Source organism: Desulfonema magnum (assembly GCF_017377395.1).
GTDB classification, from domain to species: Bacteria; Desulfobacterota; Desulfobacteria; order Desulfobacterales; family 4be13; genus Desulfonema_C; species Desulfonema_C magnum.
In genome coordinates, this window is record NZ_CP061800.1 from 6,212,810 (window position 1) to 6,238,969 (window position 26,160).

Consider the following 26,160-nt stretch of genomic DNA (forward strand, 5'->3'; position numbering starts at 1 on the left):
CTGTCATCATTTATATTCATTTTTTAAAAAGATTATAGCTTATAACATAAAATATGATAATATCAGTCTGCATTTTCTGTCCCTCCCTGTTTTTTTGGCTGATAAAATTAATGTTATCAGAACAAACTGAAAATTTCAATAGGTGGCAAGTTGGGTTATAATAAAAATAACTGTGAAATATGTATCATTGCTTGGAAAAAAAGAAAAGAAAAAACTGAATGATATCTGGAAAAATGATCTGTGTTCCCGAGCCTGTTCCCGGGTGCATGCTCTTTTTTTCAGTAAACCGAAACAGCGCATAAATAATATCGCCGATATGCTCCTGACCGCCATGCACTCTGTCTCCTCATGGTTCGTACAGATTGCGGAACTCAGGGTCTATTCACGCAGTTCAATAACAAACTTGGCCCCCCGGGGCTGGTTGTCCTGCACATAGATTTTGCCATTATGATCCGCAATAATTGAGCTGACAATGGTAAGTCCCAGCCCCATGCCGGTTTTTTTTGTGGAAAAATAAGGCTCAAAAAGACGGGTCTTATCCTCATCCGAGATGCCAGGTCCGTCGTCGCTAATCTCAATACAAACTTTTTTCGAGGCCTCATCAGGAGTTAAGGTGATGACAATGCTGCCCTGCCCCTTCATTGCGCCGATGGCGTTATTCACAAGATTAATCATGGCCTGCTTAATTTGCTGGCGGTCAAGATTAAGACATATCATATTATCAGGCCTGCGGATTTCAAAATGAACATCCGGATGCCCTTCTCTGTAAAGGGCCACGGTTTCTTCGATAATGGGAGGCAAATCGCAGGGTTTGGGATTTGCTGTGGGAAATTTGGCAAATTCTGAAAATTCATTGACCAGGTTTCGGATCAGGTCCACATGGTCAATGATCATTCCGGTACATTCGTCAAAGACCGGCTCATTCAACTGTCCAGAATATCTTCGGTTCAGGCGCTGTGCGGAAAGTTTTATGGGGGTCAGGGGATTTTTTACCTCATGGGCAATCCTGCGGGCAACTTCTCGCCAGGCAGCCATGCGCTGGGCTTTTTCCAACTCCGTGAGATCATCAAACGCCATGACAAGCCCCATCCGCCGGCCCGTGTCATCTTTGAGTACATTCACACGCATCATAAAACTCCGGGGGCTTCCGTCAATTGACAGCCTTAACGGAAATTCCACCGCATCTTTCCGGGCAAGATGTTCCATTACTTCTCCTGCAAGATTCAGGTGTTGTCCTTTTAGTAATTTGCTATAGCTCTGGTTCAGAATTCCTTCGGATTTGATATTCAGCATTTTTTCAGCAGACTTGTTCGTCGTTGTGATAAATCCCTCAGCATCCAAAGTGATGACACCCGTTGAAACATTCCTCAGGACGATTTCCATATACTGCCCCCTGGCTTCAATCTCAACATTCTGCTGGCGAAGCATCCTGGCGGAAAGTTCCAACTGCTCCCTGTTGTTTCGGAGGTCACGGGTCATCTTATTAAATGAATTCAGAAGACTTCCGATCTCATCATCCGTGGCCGGCGCAATGCTGAACCCCAGGTCTCCCTCAGCCACCCTGCGGGTTCCCTCAACCAACTGCATGATCGGTATGCTGATGGATTTTGCCAGATAAAACCCGAACCATATTGCACAGAACAATACCAGCAATGCCACAATTGACATGGTGATATAATAAGTGATTCGGATCGGTTCTTTCAGCATTTGTATCTGCTGATATTCTTCAAATCCTCTTGAAATGGCTGTGAGATTTTGGGAAAGTTCCGAAGGCATCAGGACGGATAAGACAAGAAAAGCCTCAGCGTCCGAGGATTTCACTCCGAAAGGTACGGTTCCGATGGTTCTTATAAGTTCTCCTCTGGAGATATGCTCGGAAATTGACCGGACACTGTTTATTTCCATTTCTCTGTAAAGATTACCCGCAGACAGTGATTTCAGTTCATTTCTCAGATCAGATATGACCACAAAGGAGAGACATCTGGCTTTTTTCTTTTCGGCTGTGCCAGTTCCGTAAACTTCGACAGCATGAAGATTGAATTCCCGCTGGACAATCTGTATATAGCGGTAAAGTTCATTTTTGTTTTCACGGGCCAGCAGCTGCTTTTTTCCCACCTGATATGAAATTCTTCTCAGATAAAACCGGTTATGATCCTCCAGATACTTATACAAACGTCTTCCGACACTTAAAGAATTTTCAAGCGCCTGTTCCACAGGAACATTAAACCAGAACTCAATGCTGCTCGTGATGAAGTTCATGGAAAAGAAAAAAAGAACAATGGTCGGAAAAAGCGTAATAGATATGAACGCAAGGACAAGTCTCGTGCGGAGTTTTGCCCCCATGACCTTACGTTTTCTGTCATAAAAAAGTTTTGCCAGATTTCTGAAGACGAGAATTATCAATAAAATAAGAAGCAGCACATTGATATTGATGAGAATAAACATCAATATGGTGTTGGAAACGGGAAAATCACCTTCAAAATGAATAACTTTGTATTCAGCAAAGGTGAGAAGAACAATGGCAGATATGATGATAACAACAAGGATGAAATCTCGTTTCCGCTTTTTATGTTCACTTTTTGAAACAGAGAACGGCTTTTTTTTAAATCTGTTACTTTTCATAATGAAAATTTGAAACTTAAAATTTGAAACTTGAAACTTGAAACTTGAAACTTGAAATTTGAAATTTGAAATTTGAAATTTGAAATTTGAAATTTGAAATTTGAAATTTGAAATTTGAAACTTGAAACTTGAAACTTGAAACTTGAAACAGATAACTGGCAATTGATAACTGACAACTCAGTTAATAAGTAAAGTTTATTGTGTACCAATCAGTTTCGAAATCCCACAGGGAGACAAAGAAAAGGATGTAATGCAGATATAAGGGCAGGGTAAGCTTACTAAGCTCGGCTCTGGCTTTGAACTGATAATGCTGGCCTTTTTCAAGCTTGTGAAGGGGGATAATTTTAAAATTGTTAATTTCACTCATCAGTTTCTGAGCTTCTTTGAAAGATTTTGCGATGATGGGGTTATTATTTTCCCATGACCGCTTTATAATAAATTCTTTTTTCAGACTGTTGTATTTGATGGTATGGGTGATCTCCATATTGACAATTTCCTTGTCAGTCCAGACAGAACGCACTTTGTGCAGGGTGATGAAGAATAAAAATGTAGTAGGCACACCGCTTAAAACTGCTTTTCTCATCTTTCCTGTAAAAGTGCCCTTTATATTCAGATAAACAAGCTCAAGGTGGTCATGTGTGTTGCTTATCGTGATGTCTGACAATCTCGCATTCTGAGCAATCGCCTGATTCTGAATAAAAAAAGCCATGCTGAGGAGAATGATACATATTTTCCGTTTCATTAATGATGTGATTTGTGATTTGTGATTTGTGATTTGTCATTAGTCATTGGTGTGAACATTTGCAACCAATAACCAATGACCAATATCAATAACCCAGTTAAACGGCGATGGCTTCCGGTTGAAAATTGTACTGATCACTTATGTCATAAATGGTAAAGGTGTCCCATGACCCTTTCTGAGCAAAAAATTTTTTAATAAACAAATGATTAAAGGCATGCCCGGATTTGTGAACCACAAAATGACCCAGAACCGGCATGCCAAGAAGAGAAAAATCTCCGAGGCTGTCAAGGATCTTATGCCGTACAAACTCATCCGGATAGCGAAGACCATCTTCATTAATCACATTATCCGGACCAAGTACAACCGCATTATCCAGGGAACCGCCGCGTGCAAAGCCGTAACGCTTCAGGTATTCGATTTCATGAAGAAAACCAAATGTTCTGGCTCCGGATATTTCATTTTCAAAAACATTGTCTGAAACTTCAAGGGTATAGGATTGTTCTTTAATCAGGGGATGATCAAACGCTATGGTGTATGTGATTCGGAAGGTTGAATCCGGATAGATGGTGACAGATTTGCCATTTTCCTCTAATGTAATTGGCTCTTTTACAACAAAAAAGCATTTCGGGCCGGTTTGCGCTGTTATACCCGCCGATCTTATTAAGGACGTGAAAGGGGCCGCGCTTCCGTCCATTATCGGCACTTCATAGGAATCAAGCTCAACAATGGCATTGTCAACGGAAAGACCGGCAAAAGTCGCCATGATATGCTCTATAGTCGAAACAATAAATCCGTCATGACCGATGACTGTTGCAAGGCTTGTATCCACAACCGCGTTAAAATGCGCGGATATGCCCGGATTATCCGGGAGATCTGTTCTTACAAATTTAATGCCGTGATTAATCGGCGCGGGTTTGATTGTCAGATTCACCTCTTTGCCTGAATGAACGCCCACACCTTTGCATGAAACCGCTTTTCGAAGCGTCCTTTGATGTAAATGCATAAACATCTTTTTTTCTTCCTTTTTGAATTTAAAATTAAAAAACTAACCTGATAATTTTCTTGGTATTTGGCAGTCAGCCTCCTTTTTTTCTACAAAGATTTTGTATAAGAAGAGGATTATAAGAAGGGGGGATATGAATCCTTTCTTATATAAAATCCCTGTAGCGGGAGGGGGAAAGATTTTATAATTTCCTATGCACTCGATGATCAGATTTTTTTACGGCTGGCTGAATTTACTGATAATTTTCAGACAGCATACTGTTTTTTTCGGACTTTCCGCAACAAGGATTTTATATAAGAAAAGGATTTCAGTAGCTGGCCAAAAGTTTTCCGGGATTTCTGCTGTAAGCAGCACGATATGTCAGTTCTGCCCGGAATCCGCTGATATCCGAAAAATTATGGCCGGGTACTTATAATCAGTTTATTATAATCCTTTACCATGAAAATCCATTTTGAAAAGTCGGTTTTTTTTGTCTGTTCCCACCGTATATTTTCACGACCGGGGGTGAAAAACCCGGCTTTTTCATAAGCGTTTGCCATGAAAATCCATTTTAAAAACCCGGGTTTTTTTGTCTGTTCTCACCAAATATTTTCATGATTGGGGGGGGTGAAAAACCCGGCTTTTTCATGAGTGTTTCTTATAGAAAATCCTTGCAGCAAGGGCAGCCTTTATAATTTTTTGCGCGGGAACCCAAAAAATCTGATCATTGATTATGCAGGAACAAAAAACCTGATCATCGAGTATATAATAAAAAAATTAACCCTAATAATTTTTTTTTCAGAGCCTGTGTCTGATTTTCATCTGAACACAGAATAAACATTAATCGCTAAAAAAAACAAACACGGAACTACAAAAATAACCTAATATTTTTTTTACAATATATGAGTATATAAGTCATCGGAACAGACGAAAACAGTCAACATCCGGACACTCAGACACTTTCATATAGCGTATTGAGTTTTTTTTGCAACAAAATCCGAAAAAGATTTTGATTTTATATGTTATAACAATACTTCGGACAGTTTTTGATAATCAGGAACGATGGAAAAATTAACTCATTGAAATTAAAGAATTTTAATTTTTGAGCCGGAGATCATCAGACCTAATAAAAACAGTGAGTTACAAAAAATGTCCGATGTATTGTTATAAAAAAGATTGTTCTACAAACAGCTATTTGTTATGATTTAATAATTGGAATTGGAAATTTGAAACTCGGACCAGTTACATATGTACAGTTTTGAGTTTCAAGTTTCAAGTTTCAAATTTCAAGTTTCAAATTTCAAAGGAGAAAATTGTGCTTGCAAAGGTTTTAAGCAGTGCTGTTATCGGAATTGACGCGTATTTGGTTGAAGTCGAAGTGGATATTTCCCCGGGGCTGCCCACGTTTACGACAGTGGGGCTTCCCGAAGCTGCTGTAAAAGAAAGCAAGGAGAGAGTCCGAAGCGCGGTCAACAATTCGGGTTATATGTTTCCGGATGACAGGATCACGGTGAATCTGGCTCCTGCTAACGTCAAAAAGGAGGGAACCGGTTTTGACCTGCCCATGGCATTGGGGATACTGGGAGCGACCCGGCTCATTTCTCAGGAACTTATTTCAAAATACCTTATTTTAGGGGAGCTTTCACTGGATGGCCGAATCAAGCCTGTAAACGGTTCCCTTCCCATGGCGATTGCAGCCAAAGAGGCCGGATATTCGGGGATTCTTGTGCCATATGATAACGGACGGGAAGCATCGGTGGTGGAGGGAATTTCTGTTCTGCCTGTGACAACACTCTCCCAGGTCATTGATTTTTTTAGGGGTTTTACAAAAATAGAACCTCAGCAGACAGATATTTCCGCGATATTTGAGAATAATGTCCAGGACGATGAAGTGGATTTTTCCGAAGTCATGGGTCAGGAGCATGTCAAGCGGGCATTGGAAGTTGCCGCGGCCGGCGGCCATAATCTGATTATGATCGGGCCTCCGGGTTCGGGTAAAACCATGCTGGCAAAACGTATCCCTTCCATACTTCCGCCGATTACTTTTGACGAAGCCATTGAAACGACAAAAATATTCAGTGTTGTTGGAATGCTGGATAAAGATCAGGCACTTATTACTAAAAGGCCCTTCAGGTCCCCCCATCACACCATATCCGATGCAGGTCTGATCGGAGGCGGTCATATTCCCAGACCCGGTGAGGTGAGTCTGGCGCATAACGGTGTTCTTTTTCTGGATGAACTTTCCGAATTTAAAAAAAATGTGCTGGAGGTGCTTCGGCAGCCTGTGGAAGATATGAAAGTTACCATTTCCCGTGCTGCTTCGACCATTACTTATCCGTCCAGTTTTATGCTGATTGCCGCGATGAATCCGTGTCCCTGCGGGTATTATTCGGATCCCAAGCATGAATGCAGTTGCACCCATCAGCAGATCATCCGTTACCGGTCAAAGATTTCCGGTCCTTTGCTGGACAGAATAGATATTCATGTTGAAGTCCCGGCCGTGCCTTATAAAGAACTCATGGGAAAACTCAGTGCGGAGACATCGGAAAATATACGGAAGCGGGTTTCCGCAGCCCGCAAAATTCAGTCAGAACGATTTGCAAGAACAAAGATTTACGCAAACGCCCAGATGGGCAGCCGGCATATCAGAAAATACTGTGAGATTGATGACGCGTCCGCGAATCTCCTTGAAGCGGCCATTGACAAACTGGGGCTTTCAGCCCGTGCTTACAACCGCATATTGAAAATCGCACGAACCATTGCCGATCTTGACGGAGCCTCTGATATCAGGGTGAACCATATTTCCGAGGCAGTTCAGTATCGGAATTTGGACAGAAGCAAGGGATTTGTGTAGTACTTAACCGCATTGATTATGACGGGGAGCAGCACAGATTGCATTTAAGAAGGATTGGTTTTTATTTCATCTGAATCATCCGAAGGATAAAGACCTTCAAGGTTTTCAAAACCTCGGAGGTCTGAACCCGTCAGAACTTATTTGGTCGGACAGCAGGTTGTTTCCGCCAGTTTGTTTCATCCCGATATCAGCAATTTCAAAGTGTTGAAACGGAGGTTTCATTATGACGCTAGCAAAAAAAAAGCTTATTTCTTCCGAAGAATATTTGGATATGGAACAATATTCTGAATATAAAAGTGAATATTTTCATGGCGAAATTTTTGCCATGACAGGGGCTTCTTTTAATCACAATCTGATTGCCTGGAATATTGCCGCCAGTCTGCATGGATCGTTAAATCATTCAGCATGTTTTGCTTTTATCGGCGATATGAAAATTCAGGTGGATAAGGAAAATCACTATACCTATCCTGATGTGAGTATTGTCTGCGGGGATATTGAATTTGCCGATGGCAGAGATGACACCATTAAAAATCCGATTGTTATTTTTGAAATTCTTTCACATTCCACAAAAGATTATGACAGAGGATCCAAATTCACCGCTTACCGGAATATTCGTTCACTAAAAGACTATATCCTGATTGATCAGTATGCTTATCATATCGAACAGTTTTATAAAAATGAGAAGGAAAATTGGGTGTTGGAGGAATTTAAAAATTCAGATGACACATTGAGAATCAAATCTGTTAATATTGAATTGTCTCTGATGACGATCTACGACCGGGTTAAATTGTGAGTTTTTGATTTTTTTAAGCCTCTGAACCACAGATTAACACGGATGACACGGATGACACGAATTTTTTCAATCCGCGCAATCTGTGTCATCTGCGTTAATCTGTGGTTCAGCACCATTAATTTTTGTCAAGCTTCTTCCTCAGGCCCGCAAGGCCGATCAGACCGGAGCCGAGGAGGAGTATGGGGGCAGGTGCGGAAGACCTGATTCCCCGGGAGATATCATGAAAAGGCATAAAAAAGACAGAGCCTTAAATGGCCCTGTCTTATTGTGATGCATTGAACTTCAATTCACTTTTACTTGTTAAATTTTTTCTTTAATACTGTAAGCCCGACAAGACCGACAATAAAAAGAAACATCGTAGCAGGTTCCGGGACAGTCCCTCCTCCAGTACCAGGATTGGGGCTTGGACCAGTATCTCCAGGAGTCGCCTTCTCGATCACCGCTACCAGATTATTTACAAAAGCTTCACTTCCGCCGTCGCCAAATGCCTGAACATGGAAACCTACTCTCATATTATTGTTCTGATCTTCGCTTTCCAGCGCAGCGATGAGGTCATCAAATGATCCTATTATGCTGAAAAGAACATCCAGCGATTCCCCGGGATTTATCCCATTCGGCGCTGTTGGCTGATCTGGGTAAATCTCAAAATCAGCATCAAACTTGGGATCAAGATCATTGCCCCCCGGGAGGTTGCCAGCCCTGCCAGCGATCAGATACTCCACGCCGTCGCTGCCATCAACTGAGATTATATCATCAAGCAACAGGCCATTATTTTCAAAATAAATCTGAGTGATTGAAGAGGGATTTCCAGGATCAAGACTATTCCAGAATGTAAACAGGGCCTGGCTGTCTCCCGCGTCTGTAATGTCAAGGAATAACTGAGACTCTCCGGTTGTCGCATTATCTGTGCTGTTCGAAGTGATGTTAGTAAAACCGTAGGTATATGCCCACGAACTGGCTGCCAAAAAAGCCACCATCAAACTTGAAATTGTTAAGACTGTCAAAATTTTTTTCATATTACACCTCCGTTTTGTTTACCTTAAATTCATTAACGCCACTTTTTTCAATTTCCGATCATTTTGAGCTTTTATTTGTATGTATCACCTCCTTATTTTATTGTATGGAGAAAATTATAAAATTTCCCTCTCCGTTCCCGCTGGATTGGTGAATCAGACAGGGAATCCGGACTTAGCTATCTGAAGCGGGTAGAAAAGGCAGCTTTTTATTTTTACCAAAGAGCTGGATTATAATATAAATGAAACCACTTCATATTACTTTTAGATTATTATAAAACTATTAATTATTATTGTCAATATTTTTAAACACTGCACGATATATTTAAGAGCATGTTTGAAAGGTAATTCCGGGCTGTTTTTTGCCACGAAGACACGAAGGTTCACGAGGTCACTTTGTGTCTTTGTGTCGCTGAGAGCATGTTTAAAAAGTAATTTTCCGTGTGTTTCGTGTGTTTCGCGGTTAAAAAAAATCGCCAGGCCCGTTTTCGGGGACATTTGTCATTTTTCAAACACGCTCTAAACAAAATTATAGGTATTACTCGATAATCAAATTTTTTTGATCCGATTCGAACAAAAAGTTTGTCATTCCTGCTTTCGCAGGAATGACAAACTGTCCGGCAGGAAGCTGAAATGTGATCTGTTTTAAGTTGATGATCATTGAAAAACATAAAAACTGTTTGAAAAAAATTATTTTTTTCAAATAGTTAAAAAAAAATTCTATATTGTTTGAAAAAATAATTGAATACGGTAAAGATATTGTTTAAGTATAGGTTCTCTTTTGGCTTTGATTTTTGTTTGAGCCGCATGTCCGAACCATAATTGATAAAATTAAAGGACTCACAGAATTAACTTGCTGTAAATTCATGTGATCCTTTAATTATGAAAAAAACGGGGTTCGGATAATAAATCGCTGAAATGGCCGAAACAAAGATCAAGGTCGTTTTTTTAATAACGCAATCTGGTTTTCGGACTGCTGGCTTAAGCGGCAAAGCAAAAAAGACAGCTTATGGGGAAATCTGTCACTACAATGTCTGCAAAATTTAATTTCTGAACACTTGTAAAGAGGGATTATGGCAGGACATCATCTGATACTTGGAAAACTTGCTGATTTTATTACCGGAGAAACCCTTGACGACACGCATGACGAGCGATATAAGCAGAAGCTGGCACGTCTGCTTGTGGAAGATAAGGGGTATTCCAAAAACGAAATTGAACCCCGTTGTGAACTGCTTGTAAAGGCAGGGGACCTCAGAGCGATTGTAAAGGTTGATTTTAAAATTACATTATTGCTCTCTTCTCGTTCACAGGGGGAAACCCGGGAAAAAAAGGAAACCCCCAGAATTTGCATGATTGTGAAATACGGTCCAGGATCTCTGGTCACCCGGCAGCGTTCCGCACTCGCATCATCAAGACTTTTAGCGTCTTACAATATCCCGGTTGTTGTTGTAACAAACGGCCAGGATGCACACATTATGGACGGCGAGAGCGGTAAAGTGATTTCATCGGGTCTTGAATCCGTACCTTCCAGATCCCGGCTTATTCAACTGGCTGAAAATGCGCATTTTGATCCGATTTCGGCAAAACAGGCGGAAATGGAATCCAGAATTGTTTATGTGTTTGAAATAGACGGAAGTTGTCCGTGTGATGACACAGTATGCAGGTTGGAATAATGGATGATTATTACTTTATGAAAAAAGCCCTGGAACAGGCAAAAAAAGCATTATCCGCAGGTGAATTTCCTGTGGGATGTGTCATCGCGCATCAGAACAAAATTCTTGTGAACGGTTCCCGGAACGGCACCACAGGAGATTCTGCAAATGAAACAGACCATGCCGAAATGGTCGCGTTAAGACGCCTCACGGATATGGGAGAAAATGCAGACCGGAACGAATTTACGCTTTTCTGCACCATGGAGCCTTGTCTGATGTGCTTTGCTGCTATCCTGTTAAGCGGCATTGGGAAAATTGTTTACGCGTATGAAGATGTCATGGGAGGGGGGACACAGTGCGATCTGACAAGACTCCCCCCTTTATATAAAAATCGTCAGATTTCCATTGTGCCGGATATTTTACGCGAAGAAAGTCTTGAACTGTTCAAAGCCTTTTTTGCAAATCCCGACAATAATTACTGGAAGGGGAGCCTTTTAGCTCAATATACACTCAGCCAGCCCTGAAAAGCAGCCTCTCCTGTATGAGCCAACAATTATGACTGGCCTTGCTCAGAAGCAGAAGGAAAAAAATTTTAATATTGAAATTTATGTAAATGGATGCAATAGTTCAGTGGCTTTGAAGATGTTCCGCCGAACTGGCAAATTCGGGATATCTGCTTCGGATTTCCCGACTCAAGAACGGGCAGGTGCGCGATTCATCCCTGTTGATTATCATCTCCGGACCAATATTCGATAATCATAAAATAACCACAATGTTTCAAACAGACAATTAAAAAAACGGTTCGGACAATTTTTATAACCAATTGATATTACAAAATTTGACAATTTTTCAATCTGAAAAATCAAATCCTTTGTTTTCAGCAGGTTATATCTCTTATACCCTCTTATTTTTCAAAAAACTGTACGAACCATTGTTAAAATAAAATTTTGAAGCAGTGCGGTCCCTGTTTTCAGTCCTCATAAAAAAAATTATCAAAAGAACCGGGACCGGTTCTGATGAAAGACTTGGAATTTGAAATTCAGATACGATTTTTCTGCCATTTTTCGTTTTTTGTAATGATAATTGGCTATTTCCGATTTCTAATTTTCGATTTCTAACCTCCAAATAAGGAGTACATATTATGGCTGAACCTGCATTAAAAAAAGAAAATAAAAGAATTTTTGACGAAGGTTTGGACGGAGGGACCAAAAAACTTACACCTGAAAGAATTGAGATGGTGATCAGGGACGTTTTGGATAATGAAACTGGCGCCCGTCTCAAGGTATATGTGGATACCTGTGTGCATTGCGGTCTTTGTTCCGAAGCATGTCATTTTTATCTTTCAAATGACAATGATCCGTCGTTTTCCCCTGCCGGAAAAGTCAAGCAGACCTTATGGGAGATGTTAAAGAAAAGGGGCAAAGTCAGCCCGGAGTTTATTTACCGGGCTTCTGAAATAGCGTCAACAGAATGTAATCTGTGCCGCCGCTGTTCAATGTACTGTCCGTTTGGTATTGATATTGCGTACCTCATGCTTGTTGTCCGAAGGATATGTCATAAGCTGGGAGTGGTTCCCCAGTACATCCAGTCAACGGCCAACAGCCATGCTGCAACCCTGAATCAGATGTGGGTGAAGGAAGATGAGTGGATAGACAGTCTTATGTGGCAGGAAGAAGAGGCGCAGGATGAGATCCCGAGTTTGCGGATACCCCTTGAAAAGGAAGGGGCGGACGTTATTTATTCTGTTATCGGGCCTGAACCCAAGTTTCGTGCGCAACTGATTTATCAGGCTGCTGTGATTATGAATGAAGCCGGGATTGACTGGACCATGCCGGCAACTCCCGGATGGGACAACAGCGATATGTGCATGTACACCGGGGATAATGAAATGATGGGGCGGTTAAAAAAAGCGCATTTTGAAACCGCCATGCGGCTCAAAGCAAAGCGGATTGTAATGGGAGAATGCGGACATGCGTATCGTTCTGTGTATGATACAGGTAATCGCTGGCTAACATGGAAAACACCTCCCATACCGGTTATTCATGCCATTGAGTTCTATTATGAGCTTTTCAAAGAAGGAAAAATAAAGATCACTGAAAAATTTGACAGTCCTGTCACCCTTCACGATCCCTGTAACATTGTCCGGGGAAGAGGACTTCACGAAATGGCCCGGTATGTGGTCAATGAGACATGTGAAAAATTTATTGAAATGGTGCCGAACCGGGAGCATAATTTCTGTTGCAGCGCAGGCGGCGGGGTGATTAACTGCGGGCCTCCGTTTAAAACAAAGCGGGTTGAGGGAAACAAGGTCAAGGCTGAACAGTTGTTTGCTGCAAAAGCCAAAGGTGCCAAGACGGTAATCGCTCCCTGTCATAACTGTCACGGAGGATTGGAAGATATTATTCACCATTACGGGCTTGATATGGAACTCAAATTTTTGGGTGATATTATATATGAATGTATGGAAAAGAATGGATAATTGATAATTGATAATTGATAATTGATAATTGATAATTGATAATTGATAATTGATAATTGATAATTATCCATTAAAAAAGGGAAATATTTGATGAAGAAAAAAAATCTGATGGTATATATGGTATTTATGGTGTTTGTTTCGGTAGTTGCTGTTATATCTGGTTTTTCACAGGAAGATATAACAACGGTACAGGACAGTGCGTTTGATATCAGAGAGATCATGCGCCCGTCTGTTCCTTTTCTGCATGACGAGCATAATGAAAAAGCGCAGATTGAAGAATGCAATGTGTGTCATCATACATATAATGAAGGAAAAAAAGTTGAGGATGAGTCTTCCGAAGGCATGGAATGCTCAGCGTGTCATCTCACTGAAAAAAACGATGATCCCATAGAACTGGTAAGGGTTTACCATCTTCAGTGCAAAGGATGTCATGAACAAAAAAATGCCGGACCGGTGATGTGCGGAGAGTGTCATGTGAAATAACAGCCTGTTAACGAATGATGTTTTAATAACATTTTTGCTAAGACTTCCGAAATTTTTAAAACTTCGGAAGTCTCTTAGCAGGCTGTTTGGTATCTGATTTATTTTTAACGTATTGTATTTGCGAAACACAAACAGAACTTCTTGATATGTTTACTCAACAATTAATTTTTAATTCCGAATCAATAAGCAATTCAGAAATAAGCATTTCTGATACGTTTTCTGAGAGCGAAAGAATTATTCTGCATACTGGCGACACTTATGCTTTTCTCCGGACAGTTCCATCTGATCTTTCAATGTTAATTATAACTTCTCCGCCATATAATGTAGGAAAAGCGTATGAAATTCGAACAAGCATTGACCACTATCTTAAACAGCAGCACGCGTCAAAAAGATTCTCAGGGAGATATGAGACAATGCTTTGGTTTACCAAATCTGACAACTACAAGTTTAACCTGGATTCGGTAAGGGTTCCGTCCAAATATCCTGGGAAAAGATATTATAAAGGAAAAAATAAGGGAAAGATTTCTGGAAATCCTTTGGGAAAAAATCCGTCTGATATTTGGGAGCTTGTTGCAAAAGAATGGGATAAAGAGCTTTGGGATATACCGAATGTGAAGTCCAATCATCCGGAAAAGACTGAACATCCTTGTCAGTTTCCAATAGAACTGGTGGAACGGTCTGTTTTGGCATTTACAGATGAGGAGGATGTGGTTTTGGATCCCTATTGCGGTGTGGCATCTTCTTTAATCGCTGGATTAAAACATAATCGAAGGGTCGTGGGATGTGAAAAAGACCGACATTATGTGGAGATAGGGAAAAATCGAATATATGATTTTTATGCAGGAAAGTTAAAAATAAGACCCTTGGGAAAACCTGTTCATAAACCCACAGGTCGTGAAAAAGTGTCGCAGAGACCAAAAGAATGGCAAGAGTTAAATAGGAACAGCGATAAATGATAATCGCAGGAAAGTACTCCTTTAATAAAGGTGAAGAAGTCATAAACCATAAATATCCGCATCTGTTAGAAGAAATTCAAGCTGTTGTTCATGGGGTTAATGCGAGCTTATGCAGATCAAAGACAAGTAAAGAAAAGACAATGGTGGGGAAAATTCTTTATAGTCCTAAAGAATTGAACAAATTATTTAAGACCGAGTTTAAAAAATTAAATTGGAAAGATGATAAAATAAATAAGGTTTATTGCGATTATCCCACCCAATACTATACTGCCAATTACAAACCCAAAAATTCAAAAGCTGTTCGCAAACCTTACAGAGCAATGGACTTTTTGAAAGAGAAATTGGGCGTTGAAGTACAGTTTGGGAAATATGCTTTTATGGTTTATAACATATGTGCAAAAATGACGATTTTTAAAAAATTAGGGTTTATTGATGCCGGGTTTGAAATTGTTCCCATAAAACAGCTTGCAGATGAAATGTCCACAGGTGTGTCATACTTTGAACAATTTGTGTGGGATTTAGAAAAAAGGGGGGTATCAGATATAGATATCCCTGTACTAGTGATCGGAGTTGATGAAACAGAATGATAATCAGCAAATCAAAAAACTGTAAAAAAAAACTTGGTTCGGATTGGCAGATCCGAGGGAGTACTTTCAATGTGCTGATAAGCTCAACTGTCAGGCAGATAGCGGAAGAACTTTCTTCCAGCCCTTTCATTGTAAAGGAAAAGGAGAGATGATGAACAAGCTCTTTCAGGTATTACTAATCGGAATGTGGGTATTATTTACATTACTTATTTTTATAGAACCTGCCCTGGCAGGACCCGGAGGCAAAATCGCATCCGCAATGTTTCGCTCTTTTTGGGGAAAAGTTCTTTTAGCCGTCCTTACTGTCATTTTATTACCCTTTATCTTCTACGCCGGCATAAAAGAATACCTTGCAGAACGTCGCACGCTTAAAGACTTACATGGGCTTGCAAAGATCAGCGGGCATTTTGACTGGGCATATTTGCGGGACCGCATTGTGGAATGTTTTTACCAGGTACATGATGCATGGCGAAGAGAAGATATGTCAGAAGCATCAGAATGGATGACTGATTGGTATTGGAGAAACCAGCAGATCGTTTTTCTTGATCAATGGGCCAGGGAAGGGCTGGTCAATCATTGCCAGGTTAAGAATATTATTGCCATCAAACCGTTATTTCTTGCCTATCGGAATAAAAGCGGAGAACATGATGAATCCAGAATCGCTGTCTCTGTTACCGCTGAAATGGAAGATTACCTTGCCAGACGGGATACAGGAGAGATAACTGAGGGACAGAAAGGTTTTGCAGAGGTAGAAACGGTATGGAGCTTTGTGCTTAAAAATGACAAATGGCGGGTTGTAAACATTGAAGAAAGCAACATGTCATTAAGTTACGCAAAATTAGCAAATGAGTTACCTGCGCATACAAACAGCTATGAACTTAAAAGATAACATAATTATGAAAAAGTCTTTTTAAAATTAACCTCGTGAAATCAGATAATCATTATGATAGAATACATATTCGAAACCCAGGACGGCAGGAATCTGAATTTTCAGATTAATATAAACCGGCAATACACGGATAAAATAAACGGGTCAGCCCATCATGTCTGGACAAAATTAGATTATAATCAATGTAAAATCTGTCCGCTGTCTTTGAAAGAATATCAGTGTTGTCCGACAGCAGTGGATCTGCAGGAAATTGTAGAGGGATTTTCCCCTTTTCTTTCTCATGAGATCGTATGGGTAAAAGTAAGAACATCTGAGCGGGAATACAGCAAAAAATGTGACATTCAGACCGGGCTGCAATCCCTCCTCGGTCTGGTTATGGCAACAAGCGCATGTCCGGTTTTGTCGAAATTGTGGTCTTTGGCATATTTTCACTTACCCTTTGCCACCACGGAAGATACCCTTTTCCGAACAGTGGGCGCATATCTTATCCGGCAATATTTTATTTTTTCAGACGGGGAGAAGCCTGACTTTGAGCTGAATGAACTCAGGTCTCTCTATAATAAACTGGAGGAGCTGAATACCTCCTTTACCGAAAGAATCCGAATTGCTTCCAAAGCAGATGCCAATCTCAATGCTGTTGTACAACTGGGCGCGCTTTCCTTTATGGTGCATGTATCTCTTGAAGAACAACTCAGAGATTTCAGGAGGACTTTTCAGGGAAAATTGTTCTGAGTGACAGAATGATCTGAGTTTAACACTTTGTTTCTTTTATTAATTTTTATAGAAAGGGAGGTTGGAATGCCATTATTTCAATGGAGTGGTGATTACAGCGTGGGGGTCGGTGCCATGGACAGAGACCATCAGAAACTTTTTGACCTGCTGAACAAACTGCATGATGCAATGATAGAAGGAAAAGCAACTCCCCTGGTTGCGGACATAATAAAAGAACTCCTTGATTATACGAAGTATCATTTCGAAGCAGAGGAAAAATTAATGGAGAAGGTCAGCTATCCGGGGCTGTCTGAACAAAAAAATGCTCACCAAAAATTCATTGGGTCAATTGAAGACTACAAAGACAAGGCTGACAAAGGTCTGTCAGCTTTTCTCAGCACCAGCATGTCAATCTTTCTCACAGACTGGCTGAAAAGTCATATCGGTGTCATGGACAAAAAATATCAGAAAGACATGAATGCCCAAGGTATCACCTGAGTTGTGCAATCAGCTTTCAGTCGTCAGCTTTCGGTTTTCAGCCATACACGGTCTAAGGATGCCATACCCGCCTGGCAGGTGAGAAGATAACACTTATGGAGATTCAGATTTGGCAAAAGCTGGTAACTGATCACTATGTCAGACGTCAGGTCTTTACACGAGAGCCAAAATGCGATATGATAATATTTTGGAAAGACTGAAATCTTTGGCTGATCCCGAATCGGTCGCGGGAATGGCACGATTTGGCGTCAATTCGGAAAATACTTATGGCATTTCAATTCCGAATCTGCGAAAGATCGCCGCACAGATTGGCAAAGATCATCTGCTTGCAGCACATCTCTGGTCATCAGGAATTCACGAGGCCCGGATACTTGCTTGTATGACAGATGCTCCTCAAATGGTCACCCGGGATCAGATGGAACGCCAGGTAAAGGACTTTGACTCCTGGGATATTTGTGATCAGTGTTGCAACAAGCTTTTTGTTAAAACCGAATTTGCTTATCTGAAAGCAATTGAGTGGACAACCCGGGAAGAAGAATTTGTCAAACGGGCCGGATTTGTTTTAATGACCCAGGTTGCTGTTCACGATAAACACGCAGATGAGTTGCAGTTTGAGCAGTTTTTTTCGATGATCATAAGAGAAGCTTGGGATGCGAGAAATTTTGTTAAAAAAGCCGTGAACTGGGCATTGCGACAAATTGGGAAGCGAAATCAGTATTTGAACACGCGTGCCATTGAAATTGCTGAGGATATCAGAAAAACAGATTCAAAAGCAGCCCGATGGATCGCCACAGATGCGTTAAGAGAATTAACTGGCGACAATGTTCAGAAAAGACTCAGAAAAAACAAGGTGGGCGAAGCCATCTTAAACCCTGGTGACTGCTTACAGGGTGCGTTATTGTTGTGGAGTATATTCCTTTAAATCTCAGTTTAAGGAAATGGAACTATGAACAATACGATTTATATGAAAGAGGGTTATGTGAAGGTCAATTACAAACCTGAAACCGGAGTTGTGTATATTTTATGGAAGAATCTGTTTAACCAGGATATTGTCCGGGAGTGCTGTGAACGACAGTTGGAAGAAGTTCACAAGGGCGCAAAAATTCTTGTGGCAAATATCTCAAATGCAAAGGGTGTCGTACTGGAAGAAACTCAGAAATGGTTTAAAAGCTATCTGTTTCCCGCGTATGCAAAGGCGGGATTAAAAGCAATTATTACTATTGATTCAAAAGTTCTGATAACCCGGTTGACAGCTAGAAGATGGACACAGGTAGGTAGTCGTTTTGTTTTCGACATGGTGACGGTCAGATCAAAAGAAGAGGCAGCAAAGACAGCGGCTAACTATTTGTAAGCATTTTATAACTGGGTATTGAAGAACGCAGGATTTAAGGTAAGGGATATGGCCGGACGGAAGCGAAAGCATATACATGTATATGCTTCAGAAATATATATCTGTATGCGGCATATGCCGAAATTTTTCGGCATAATCCAAGTTATTTTTTCTGCGAGCGGGTAGCCGGTCGGAACAGACAGCGCATAATGAGATATCTGGTTCGGGAGAAGAAAATCAGAGATAAAAAAGTATGAAATATGTTTGACATAAGTTGGATACGAAAAAAAATCAGCCAGCGTGAGTATTATTTTACAAGACACGGAGAGCAGGAACGGCAGAATGATAATCTCACAATCGCCGAGGTCAGAGAATCGCTGCTTAACGGTATGGTTTTGGAACAATACGAAGATGATGCCAGAGGTGAGAGCTGCCTGGCTGTCGGGTTCACAAATTCGGGAAAACCTCTGCATGTCGTATGCGGCGAGCTTGAGGGAGACCTGGTAATAATCACGGTATATGTTCCGACTCCGCCCAAATTCAGAAATCCCTATGAGCGAGGTTAAAAATGAGTAAGACATGCCATTTTTGCGGAAACAAAAATTTCAGAAACAGCAAGGTACAGTATATTTACAAACACAGCGACAGATTTCTCATAGTCAATGACGTGCCGTGCCTGCAATGCGAATACTGCGGAGAACAGTATTTCAGAGGTGATGTTCTCGAAAAAATAGAAAAAGAGTTCAACGAGATATACTCTCTCGGAAAAGAAGTGAAAAAGGAAATTCCTGTTCCGGTTGAACACTATGCCGAACTTCAGCCTGCATAGTGAGTGAAAATACGGTTTGTAAAAAAATAACCAGTCGCTGCTTGTGTCAAGTTAAATCCAGATCGTTGGAATTGAACGAAAGTTCATGAAATTCGATAACGTTGTCCGGCGGGTGATCAGATAATGAGAAAGTCCCGCACGGCTAAAGTGTGGCCGACAGGCCGTAAGTGAAGTCCGAGGGCAAACCCGGCAACGGGCGTCCGAAGCCGGACGGAACGAGACTGCAGGCTGTGTGACTGAGCCCCGAAATGGGTATGATCGTGGTCAGAAGGACAAGCTTTTGAGAAATCGGAAGCGAAAGCCGACGTTGTTCAGCGAACGGAAGGCAGCAATCCTGAATGCGATATGGCAAGTGTTCAGGATACCGCCGGGATCTGAGAACAGGGCATGCAATCATGGGGACCGCCTGGGAACCTGAGATATCCGCATGTTTCCCTGCGAAGAGAGAAAGGTATGAGGATATCCGGTCAGAGGACAAAATCCCGGCGCAGATCAGGAAGCCCCGCCGTGCTGACGAGTCTGCTGAAAGGCGGAGACACAGACATAAAAGAAGGGCAAAGCAGGGTATCAGGGGAGGATGGCGAAGAGCGGACGAACCTGAGAGGGACATGCGGAAGTCCTAGCGGATCATAGCACCGGTGGACGGAAAAAAAAAGAAAGCCGTTCGACAGGGCGGGGAGACAAAGCCCGTGCGACCCGCCGCAGGGAAGGAGAAGCAGGGTATGACGCTCTGCTGACAGGAACTATGGGAGACACACAGAGGTCACAAACCATATCAGCAGAAAATCAGGAGACTGCGGAACAGACAGACCGTAATCCCGGAATGATGAGCAGCGGCCTGAAAGCCGGCATAAGCCCGCCGGTATTAGTGGGAGAAACATCCTTCGGAACGGTCCGGGTATTGGCGGAAAACAATCCTGACATGATTTTCACATCCCTGGCACACCGGATTGATCTCAGCTTGCTGAGAGATTCATTCCGGGCAGTCCGGATAAGTGAGGCTGCCGGAGCTGACGGGGTGACGGCAAAGAAATACGCCGAAAATCCTGATACAAACCTCTGTAATCTGTATCAGCGGCTGCGGAGAGGTCAGTACGCCGCAACACCGGTGAAACGGATATGGCTGGAGAAGGAAGACGGGAGCAAACGTCCGATTGGTATCCCGGCGCCGGAGGACAAAATTGTTCAGAAAGCGGTGGAAACCGTCTTATACGTCATATATAATGTTGATTTTTATGACTTTTCTCACGGATTCCGAAAGGGTCACAGTCAGCATGAGGCAATTCACGAAATTCGTGAAAAATGCCTGAAACTGAATATTAACTGGATCGCGGATGCGGATGTGAGCGGATTTTTTGACAACATAAACCACAAACTGTTGCAGGACATGATAAGCCGGAGGGTAAACGACGGCGGAATACGGAGACTGATCGGAAAATGGCTGAAAGTCGGAGTTCTCGATGAAGGGAAACTGAGCCGTTCGGAAAGCGGGACACCGCAGGGCGGCGTGATCTCACCCCTTCTGGCAAACATATTCCTGCATAACGTGTTGGATGACTGGTTTGTAAAAGAGGTGAGGCCACGGATGAAAGGGAGGTGCTTCATCATCCGATGGGCGGATGATTTCATAATCGGTCTCGGGGCGAAGTCAGACGCAGTGAGGATAATGGAAGTGCTGCCGAAACGGTTTGAACGGTTCGGTCTTTCTCTGAACATGGGAAAGACGAAGCTGGTGAAGTTCGGGAAACCGGACAAAGCCGGAAGGTACAAACCCGGAACATTCGATTTTCCCGGTTTCACCTTTTACCGGGCAAAATCCCTCCGGGGATTCTGGGTGATTAGGAAGAAGACAGCGAGGAAACGTCTTATGCGTTTTATGAAAACGCTGTGGGACTGGTGTATGAGGAATCGCCACAAACCCCTGAAGGAACAGCATAAAGCACTTTGTGAGAAGTTGCGGGGCTACTTCCAATATTTCGGAGTGCGAAGCAACTACAGGGCGCTGGAAACTGTTCGCAATCATGCGGTGAAAGCGTGGCGGTTCTGGCTGAGTCGCCGGAGTCACAAGGGCGGACTGAGCTGGGAGAAGTATGAGAAAATAATCTCAGACTTTCCGTTACCTCTGCCCAGAATAATCCACAACATCTGAAGAGTCTGCGGGGCAGCAAAAGTTATGCGCCAAAAGGGGTCGTGCCTGTTTGGTTGCTGAGGGGGTGAAAACTCTCAGCACCGAGGAACCGGATGAGGGAAATCTTCACGTCCGGATCTGTGGGGGGTGCGCCTGGTAACAGGCGCATCTACCCGGAACCGGATGGCGGGGGCTGTTTCTCGGATGAAAGCCTCAGCGAATCCTCTGCCGCCGCTGATTTAATCGCTATATTTTTCTCAGTAATGCAAGGCGGGTGTGAAAGGAGAAGGGGCATTGCTGTACAGCTCCTTTTCCAATCTGACTTGCAATATTAACTTGCAAACAAAAAGGAAACAGGGAACAAATGCGACAAAACATTGAAAATCTGACCACGGAACTAATTAGACTGCCAAGGAGAGAGCGTCTGGAACTAGTCAGATTTCTTCTTTTCCTTGATAACCGCTCTTCGGATTCCGATAACGATATTGAATCAGCGTGGGAAAAGGAAATCACGGACAGAGTCCGTGCTGTTGATGACGGAACAGCAATCGGTATTGATTACGACAGGGCAATGCAAAAAATTGAAAAGCGGTTCATACAATGAAAAAAATAATTCTTCAGCAGGCATTCGAGGAACTGAATGATGCCATAGCATATTATGAGGAACAGCAGACAGGACTGGGACTGAGGCTGAGGCTGAAGGAGGAGTTCGAGCGGCATGTCAGCTGGATTTTGGGCAATTCCGACGTTCCGAGGGTTCGCGGAGGCGGCTACCACCGTGTCAATCTCAGAACATTTCCATATTACATCGCCTACATTGTCCGTAAAAACACCTTATGGATTATTGCCGTCGCACACGGTCATCGCAGACCCGAATACTGGATTAAAAGAAAAAACGAAATCATCTGACAATAGCATTGTCAGAAAATATAACCCTCAAATGAAGCGGACGGGGCTACTTGTCGGTTAGCGAAGTTGCTGACTCAACCCGCCCCGCCGCTTATTTTAGGCGTTAGGTTTTTTGTAGAAAATATTTTTTGTAGAAATATGAATGACAAAAATAATATTACTCCATGCCCCGAAGTTTTCTTTTGTGAGTGCGATGGGCAAAATTCCGTAAATGAAGCGGACGGGGCTACTTGTCGGTTAGCGAAGTTGCTGACTCAACCCGCCCCGCCGCTTATTTTAGGCGTTAGGTTTTTTGTAGAAAATATTTTTTGTAGAAATATGAATGACAAAAATAATATTACTCCATGCCCCGAAGTTTTCTTTTGTGAGTGCGATGGAGGCGAAATTCCGTTGGTGGGAAAGATAGAAGAGAGTGCCGATCTGCCCGCTTTATGCTTATACTGGCGTTGTGGCTGCACTATTCTCTATTTTAATGTAATAGATTCCAATAACAAATGGATAGCTACCTTCACGATGCGGGATATTCATCAAAACAAGGATGAAAAATTTCTCTAATAATTATCAGATGCTGTTCATGGCGTTATCATCTCTGCAATAATGCCTAAAACATAAATCACTTCTTCTGCCCCTATCTTGTCATCCTGATTCGCATCCGCACAGATTGTGATTTTCTCGGTACTGACATCTGCGCCGCGGACTAATTTCAGGGTCAGGATGGTATCTCTCAAATCAACGGTCCCGTCGTCATTAATATCGCCAAAGACGACAGATTCATCACCTGTCTGCGGCTTTGCGCTGTCTGAGACAACCTGTAACGTATAAACAGCATCTTCCATTTCAGCTTTGCCGTCACCGTCCGTGTCAGCTCCGCTGAGAGTGATAAACACAGTGCCGGACAGCAGTTTCAGGGTTAAAATGGCGTCTGCCAGATCAGCAGTGCCGTTATTATTAATATCCCCTTTGTCAGTGATGCGTTTAAAAGCAGCGGTTATGGAACTGTCTTGGATTATTTCTTTAAATTCGTAAACGCCCTGCCCTGATTCATCCGGTTCAATGTCTTCTGTAACCGAACCCACCTGAACCGCTTCTATCTCATAACAGGCGTCAGGCGTAATCGTAAAGCTCTGATTCAGTCCGTGGGGGACAATTATTTTTCCATCTTTTATCGTCACATCACCGATCGGTTCAATTTTTCCGTTATCTCCGGCAATGGTTTCTATGGCATGGGTTTCAAATACGGCCAGGATTGTATGATCAGCCGTTACATTTGAAAACGTATATTCAGTTTTCGCCCCCACAGATACACCGTTGATCAGCACATCAATTAACGACCTGCCTTCATCCGGGATGATTGTAAATTTCTGATCTTCCCTGTCTATTACAATTACATCGCCGGCCGGCTCAATACTTCCCCCCGCGCCAGCGACAGCGCCTGTTATGGTGTGTATGTCATCACCTTCAAATATGGCATGGATACGGTGATTTTCAGCCCTTACATCTTCAAAAATATATTCGTCTGTTACTTCTTGCAAGTCCTTGCCGTTCACCCTCACCTCAAGCAGCGGATGGGCTTCATCCTTTGGCGTGATCTGAAATATCTGATTTTCTCCGCAGTTCACAACCACATCGCCGGATGGCTCAATGGTTCCGTTTTTTCCGGCGCTGGCTGCAATGATATAGGTCTTTTTTTCAAAAACAGCCCGGATAATATGGTTACTTTGCACATCGGTGAAGGTGAAAGTATTGTCTGTAAGTTCTGTCTCATTGTCTGTTACGAGTTCTTTAAACTCATAGCAATCATCTGTGATTTCTGTGGTAAATGCCTGATCTGCGCCGCATTCCACTTCCACAGTGCCTGAAGGCGAGATGTTTCCTCCCTCGTCCGCGCTGGCTTCTATGGTGTACATAATTTTTTCAAAGGTGGCATGAATCGTATGATTGGCTGTCACTTTCTCGAATGTGTATGCGTTTATGGCTCCCTTTGACTCGTCATCCACGATGACATCTTTTACCTTGTAGCATTCGGCAGGTATGATTTCAAATGTTTTGTCATCTCCAGGCGCGACTTTTACAGAGCCGGAAGGATTTATACTGCCGGTATCACCTGCGCTGGCTTCTATGGTATGGTAATCTGCCACAAAAATCGCATGAATTGTATGGCTGGCCCCTGTCAGATTATTCGCAGTAAATGTGTAAGAACTTACAGGTCCCCCCACAGAAACGCCGTCAACCAGGACATCGCTTAACTGATAGCCATTCGCAGTGTCAGGTGTTATATCAAATCGCTGACTGCCGCAGACCAATGTCACAGGTTCCGCAGGGGATATGCTGCCTCCCCGACCATCCGCGGGTGCCACGGACGGCGTTATGCTGTAATTGTTAATAGCGAAACTGGCCGCTATGGTATAGTTATTGCGGATATTTTCCAATGTGTAGGAACTCACTGCACCGACAGAAGCGTTGTTTACTTTGACATTTGAGATATAGTAGCAGTCAGGAGCCGTGGTATCAGGTGTTATGGTGAATGTCCTGCTCTGTCCGCAGTTTACTGTCACAGGGCTGGCAGGAGAAATACTGCCTCCGGCTCCGGACACTTGGGGGGTCACAGTGAATTGTCTGATCACAAAATCAGCTTCCAATGTGTGATTTTCAGTTTCGCATGTCACATTTTCAAATGTGTGGGAACTTACAGCCCCTAGTGAAACACTATCCGCTCTCACATCTGATATCTGATAGCAGTCATCAGGAACAATGTCGAATCTCTGATCTGTTCCCTCTTCCACAGGCACAACAGCCCCGGAAGGCGTGATGCTTCCGTGACTTCCCGAAGTCACTGCGATATCGCATGTTGGGGTGATTTTCCCGGAAATCCATTCTGTTGGAAATACAAACGGAGGATTATCTGTGTTTATAATCCAGGACTTGGTGTTATCAAACGTCAGAAGCGCATGTTCCTCGCTTTTCAAGGAAAATGTTATGATTGCAAGGGGACCGTTTCCGCTTGCTCCTTCTCCGGGAGGAAGACTGAAAGCCCCAAAGGTGAGTGTTCCATGATCATTATCAATGGTTTTAAAGACCGGATCCCATATCCTTCTGCCCGTGCTTCCCAAAAAATCACCTAAGACAACATCCTCAACGGTGACAATGGCATCATCATAGTTCAAATCAAATTGAAAACCGCCAAGCTTAGTAACATTTTCAATGACAACCTCAAATGTGCCTGTCTCTCCCGAAGCAGGCGGCTCAATAAATTTCGGGCTGATTTTCACTTCCACAGCATGTGTCATATCTGACCAGCTCAGGACAGATATAATGATAACCATAAGATAAACAAATAATTTTTTCATGGATCACTCCTGAATAAAGGGTTCATAGGGGGATGAATCGCAACTCCGATAATGGTGAAAATTTGGGATTATTTAAACCGGATAAGGAAGGATGTCAAGGTTATCTTACGCGTCATTGCGGACGTTTAGCGTCCTGATTCCGCCTGCTGGCCGGGACGCGAAGCAGGGGAACGAGGGGAAACGAGGATATGTGTAAATTTTTGATCTGCTGATAATCAGCAGATCGAAAAATTTTCGGACTGAGCGCTGGACAGCAGAGAAACCCGGCTTTTTTCCGGACGGGGCACCTCCCCCGCGGGAAAAGCCGGGTTTCTTCCCCATCTGCCGTGTCCGCGCTGTGAGAGCCTAAAAATTTT

The 26,160-nt window shown here is 42.6% G+C and carries 25 protein-coding genes; 20 read left to right on the forward strand and 5 right to left on the reverse strand.

The features are described 5' to 3' along the window. Positions 1-378: 378 nt before the first annotated feature. From dnm_RS23630 to lpxC, 3 genes are all read right to left on the reverse strand, one after another. Positions 379-2,784, reverse strand: a complete 2,406-nt coding sequence (locus tag dnm_RS23630; RefSeq protein WP_337833586.1) for a sensor histidine kinase — start codon at positions 2,782-2,784, stop codon at positions 379-381. Between the two features lie 19 nt (positions 2,785-2,803). Further along, positions 2,804-3,364: a DUF4390 domain-containing protein gene (locus dnm_RS23635; RefSeq protein ID WP_207679348.1), complete on the reverse strand. Its 561-nt coding sequence runs from the start codon at positions 3,362-3,364 to the stop codon at positions 2,804-2,806. A 97-nt stretch (positions 3,365-3,461) separates the two neighbouring features. Then, positions 3,462-4,367, reverse strand: coding sequence for a UDP-3-O-acyl-N-acetylglucosamine deacetylase (lpxC, locus tag dnm_RS23640; protein WP_337833587.1), 906 nt, complete (start codon positions 4,365-4,367; stop codon positions 3,462-3,464). A 1,294-nt stretch (positions 4,368-5,661) separates the two neighbouring features. On the opposite strand from lpxC, the gene dnm_RS23645 reads away from it, so the two are divergent. Continuing rightward, positions 5,662-7,200, forward strand: a complete 1,539-nt coding sequence (locus dnm_RS23645) for a YifB family Mg chelatase-like AAA ATPase (RefSeq protein ID WP_207679350.1) — start codon at positions 5,662-5,664, stop codon at positions 7,198-7,200. Between the two features lie 223 nt (positions 7,201-7,423). Then, complete coding sequence (locus tag dnm_RS23650; protein WP_207679351.1) at positions 7,424-7,993, forward strand: Uma2 family endonuclease; 570 nt, start codon at positions 7,424-7,426, stop codon at positions 7,991-7,993. 293 nt (positions 7,994-8,286) lie between these two features. Here the strand turns inward: dnm_RS23650 and dnm_RS23655 are convergent, their stop codons facing one another. After that, positions 8,287-9,009, reverse strand: a complete 723-nt coding sequence (locus dnm_RS23655) for a PEP-CTERM sorting domain-containing protein (protein WP_207679352.1) — start codon at positions 9,007-9,009, stop codon at positions 8,287-8,289. 1,070 nt (positions 9,010-10,079) lie between these two features. Here dnm_RS23655 and dnm_RS23660 point away from each other — a divergent pair. The 18 genes from dnm_RS23660 (at position 10,080) to dnm_RS23745 (ending at position 23,012) form a co-directional block, all read left to right on the forward strand. Continuing rightward, positions 10,080-10,679 carry a type I restriction enzyme HsdR N-terminal domain-containing protein gene (locus tag dnm_RS23660; RefSeq protein ID WP_207679353.1) on the forward strand — a complete coding sequence of 200 codons (600 nt, stop codon included), beginning with the start codon at positions 10,080-10,082 and terminating at the stop codon, positions 10,677-10,679. Then, a complete protein-coding gene (locus dnm_RS23665) occupies positions 10,679-11,182 on the forward strand; it encodes a nucleoside deaminase (RefSeq protein ID WP_207679354.1) in 504 nt (167 codons plus the stop codon). The genes dnm_RS23660 and dnm_RS23665 overlap by 1 nt, the downstream gene beginning before the upstream one ends. A 617-nt stretch (positions 11,183-11,799) precedes the next feature. Continuing rightward, positions 11,800-13,137, forward strand: a complete 1,338-nt coding sequence (gene tmcB, locus dnm_RS23670; RefSeq protein WP_207679355.1) for an electron transfer complex ferredoxin TmcB — start codon at positions 11,800-11,802, stop codon at positions 13,135-13,137. A gap of 90 nt (positions 13,138-13,227) precedes the next feature. Beyond that, complete coding sequence (gene tmcA, locus dnm_RS23675; protein ID WP_207679356.1) at positions 13,228-13,620, forward strand: acidic tetraheme cytochrome c3 TmcA; 393 nt, start codon at positions 13,228-13,230, stop codon at positions 13,618-13,620. Between the two features lie 146 nt (positions 13,621-13,766). Beyond that, on the forward strand, positions 13,767-14,576 hold the full coding sequence (locus dnm_RS23680; RefSeq protein WP_207679357.1) for a DNA-methyltransferase: 810 nt from the start codon (positions 13,767-13,769) through the stop codon (positions 14,574-14,576). Next, positions 14,573-15,163, forward strand: a complete 591-nt coding sequence (locus dnm_RS23685; RefSeq protein WP_207679358.1) for a BglII/BstYI family type II restriction endonuclease — start codon at positions 14,573-14,575, stop codon at positions 15,161-15,163. Before dnm_RS23680 ends, dnm_RS23685 begins: the two co-directional genes overlap by 4 nt. A 148-nt stretch (positions 15,164-15,311) precedes the next feature. Further along, positions 15,312-16,052 (forward strand): TIM44-like domain-containing protein, encoded by a 741-nt coding sequence (locus dnm_RS23690; protein WP_207679359.1) that lies wholly within the window; start codon positions 15,312-15,314, stop codon positions 16,050-16,052. Positions 16,053-16,106: 54 nt separating this feature from the next. Then, positions 16,107-16,784 carry a DUF6901 family protein gene (locus dnm_RS23695; RefSeq protein WP_207679360.1) on the forward strand — a complete coding sequence of 226 codons (678 nt, stop codon included), beginning with the start codon at positions 16,107-16,109 and terminating at the stop codon, positions 16,782-16,784. A 66-nt stretch (positions 16,785-16,850) separates the two neighbouring features. Continuing rightward, a complete protein-coding gene (locus dnm_RS23700) occupies positions 16,851-17,261 on the forward strand; it encodes a bacteriohemerythrin (RefSeq protein ID WP_207679362.1) in 411 nt (136 codons plus the stop codon). A 169-nt stretch (positions 17,262-17,430) separates the two neighbouring features. After that, positions 17,431-18,183 (forward strand): DNA alkylation repair protein, encoded by a 753-nt coding sequence (locus dnm_RS23705; RefSeq protein WP_207679363.1) that lies wholly within the window; start codon positions 17,431-17,433, stop codon positions 18,181-18,183. Positions 18,184-18,207: 24 nt separating this feature from the next. Continuing rightward, entirely contained in the window at positions 18,208-18,612 is a 405-nt protein-coding gene (locus tag dnm_RS23710) for a hypothetical protein (RefSeq protein WP_207679364.1), read from the forward strand. Positions 18,613-18,851: 239 nt separating this feature from the next. After that, on the forward strand, positions 18,852-19,157 hold the full coding sequence (locus tag dnm_RS23715; RefSeq protein ID WP_207679365.1) for a DUF4258 domain-containing protein: 306 nt from the start codon (positions 18,852-18,854) through the stop codon (positions 19,155-19,157). Positions 19,158-19,159: 2 nt separating this feature from the next. Further along, positions 19,160-19,420, forward strand: coding sequence for a YgiT-type zinc finger protein (locus tag dnm_RS23720; RefSeq protein ID WP_207679366.1), 261 nt, complete (start codon positions 19,160-19,162; stop codon positions 19,418-19,420). Between the two features lie 387 nt (positions 19,421-19,807). After that, positions 19,808-20,053: a hypothetical protein gene (locus dnm_RS23725; RefSeq protein WP_207679367.1), complete on the forward strand. Its 246-nt coding sequence runs from the start codon at positions 19,808-19,810 to the stop codon at positions 20,051-20,053. 112 nt (positions 20,054-20,165) lie between these two features. Beyond that, positions 20,166-21,569 carry a group II intron reverse transcriptase/maturase gene (ltrA, locus tag dnm_RS23730; protein ID WP_207679368.1) on the forward strand — a complete coding sequence of 468 codons (1,404 nt, stop codon included), beginning with the start codon at positions 20,166-20,168 and terminating at the stop codon, positions 21,567-21,569. A gap of 343 nt (positions 21,570-21,912) precedes the next feature. Beyond that, positions 21,913-22,152, forward strand: coding sequence for an addiction module protein (locus dnm_RS23735; RefSeq protein WP_207679369.1), 240 nt, complete (start codon positions 21,913-21,915; stop codon positions 22,150-22,152). Next, entirely contained in the window at positions 22,149-22,457 is a 309-nt protein-coding gene (locus dnm_RS23740; protein WP_207679370.1) for a type II toxin-antitoxin system RelE/ParE family toxin, read from the forward strand. The genes dnm_RS23735 and dnm_RS23740 overlap by 4 nt, the downstream gene beginning before the upstream one ends. A gap of 66 nt (positions 22,458-22,523) precedes the next feature. Continuing rightward, on the forward strand, positions 22,524-23,012 hold the full coding sequence (locus tag dnm_RS23745; RefSeq protein WP_207679371.1) for a hypothetical protein: 489 nt from the start codon (positions 22,524-22,526) through the stop codon (positions 23,010-23,012). A 17-nt stretch (positions 23,013-23,029) separates the two neighbouring features. On the opposite strand, the gene dnm_RS23750 is transcribed toward dnm_RS23745, so the two are convergent. Next, entirely contained in the window at positions 23,030-25,804 is a 2,775-nt protein-coding gene (locus tag dnm_RS23750; protein ID WP_207679372.1) for an InlB B-repeat-containing protein, read from the reverse strand. Positions 25,805-26,160 lie beyond the last annotated feature (356 nt).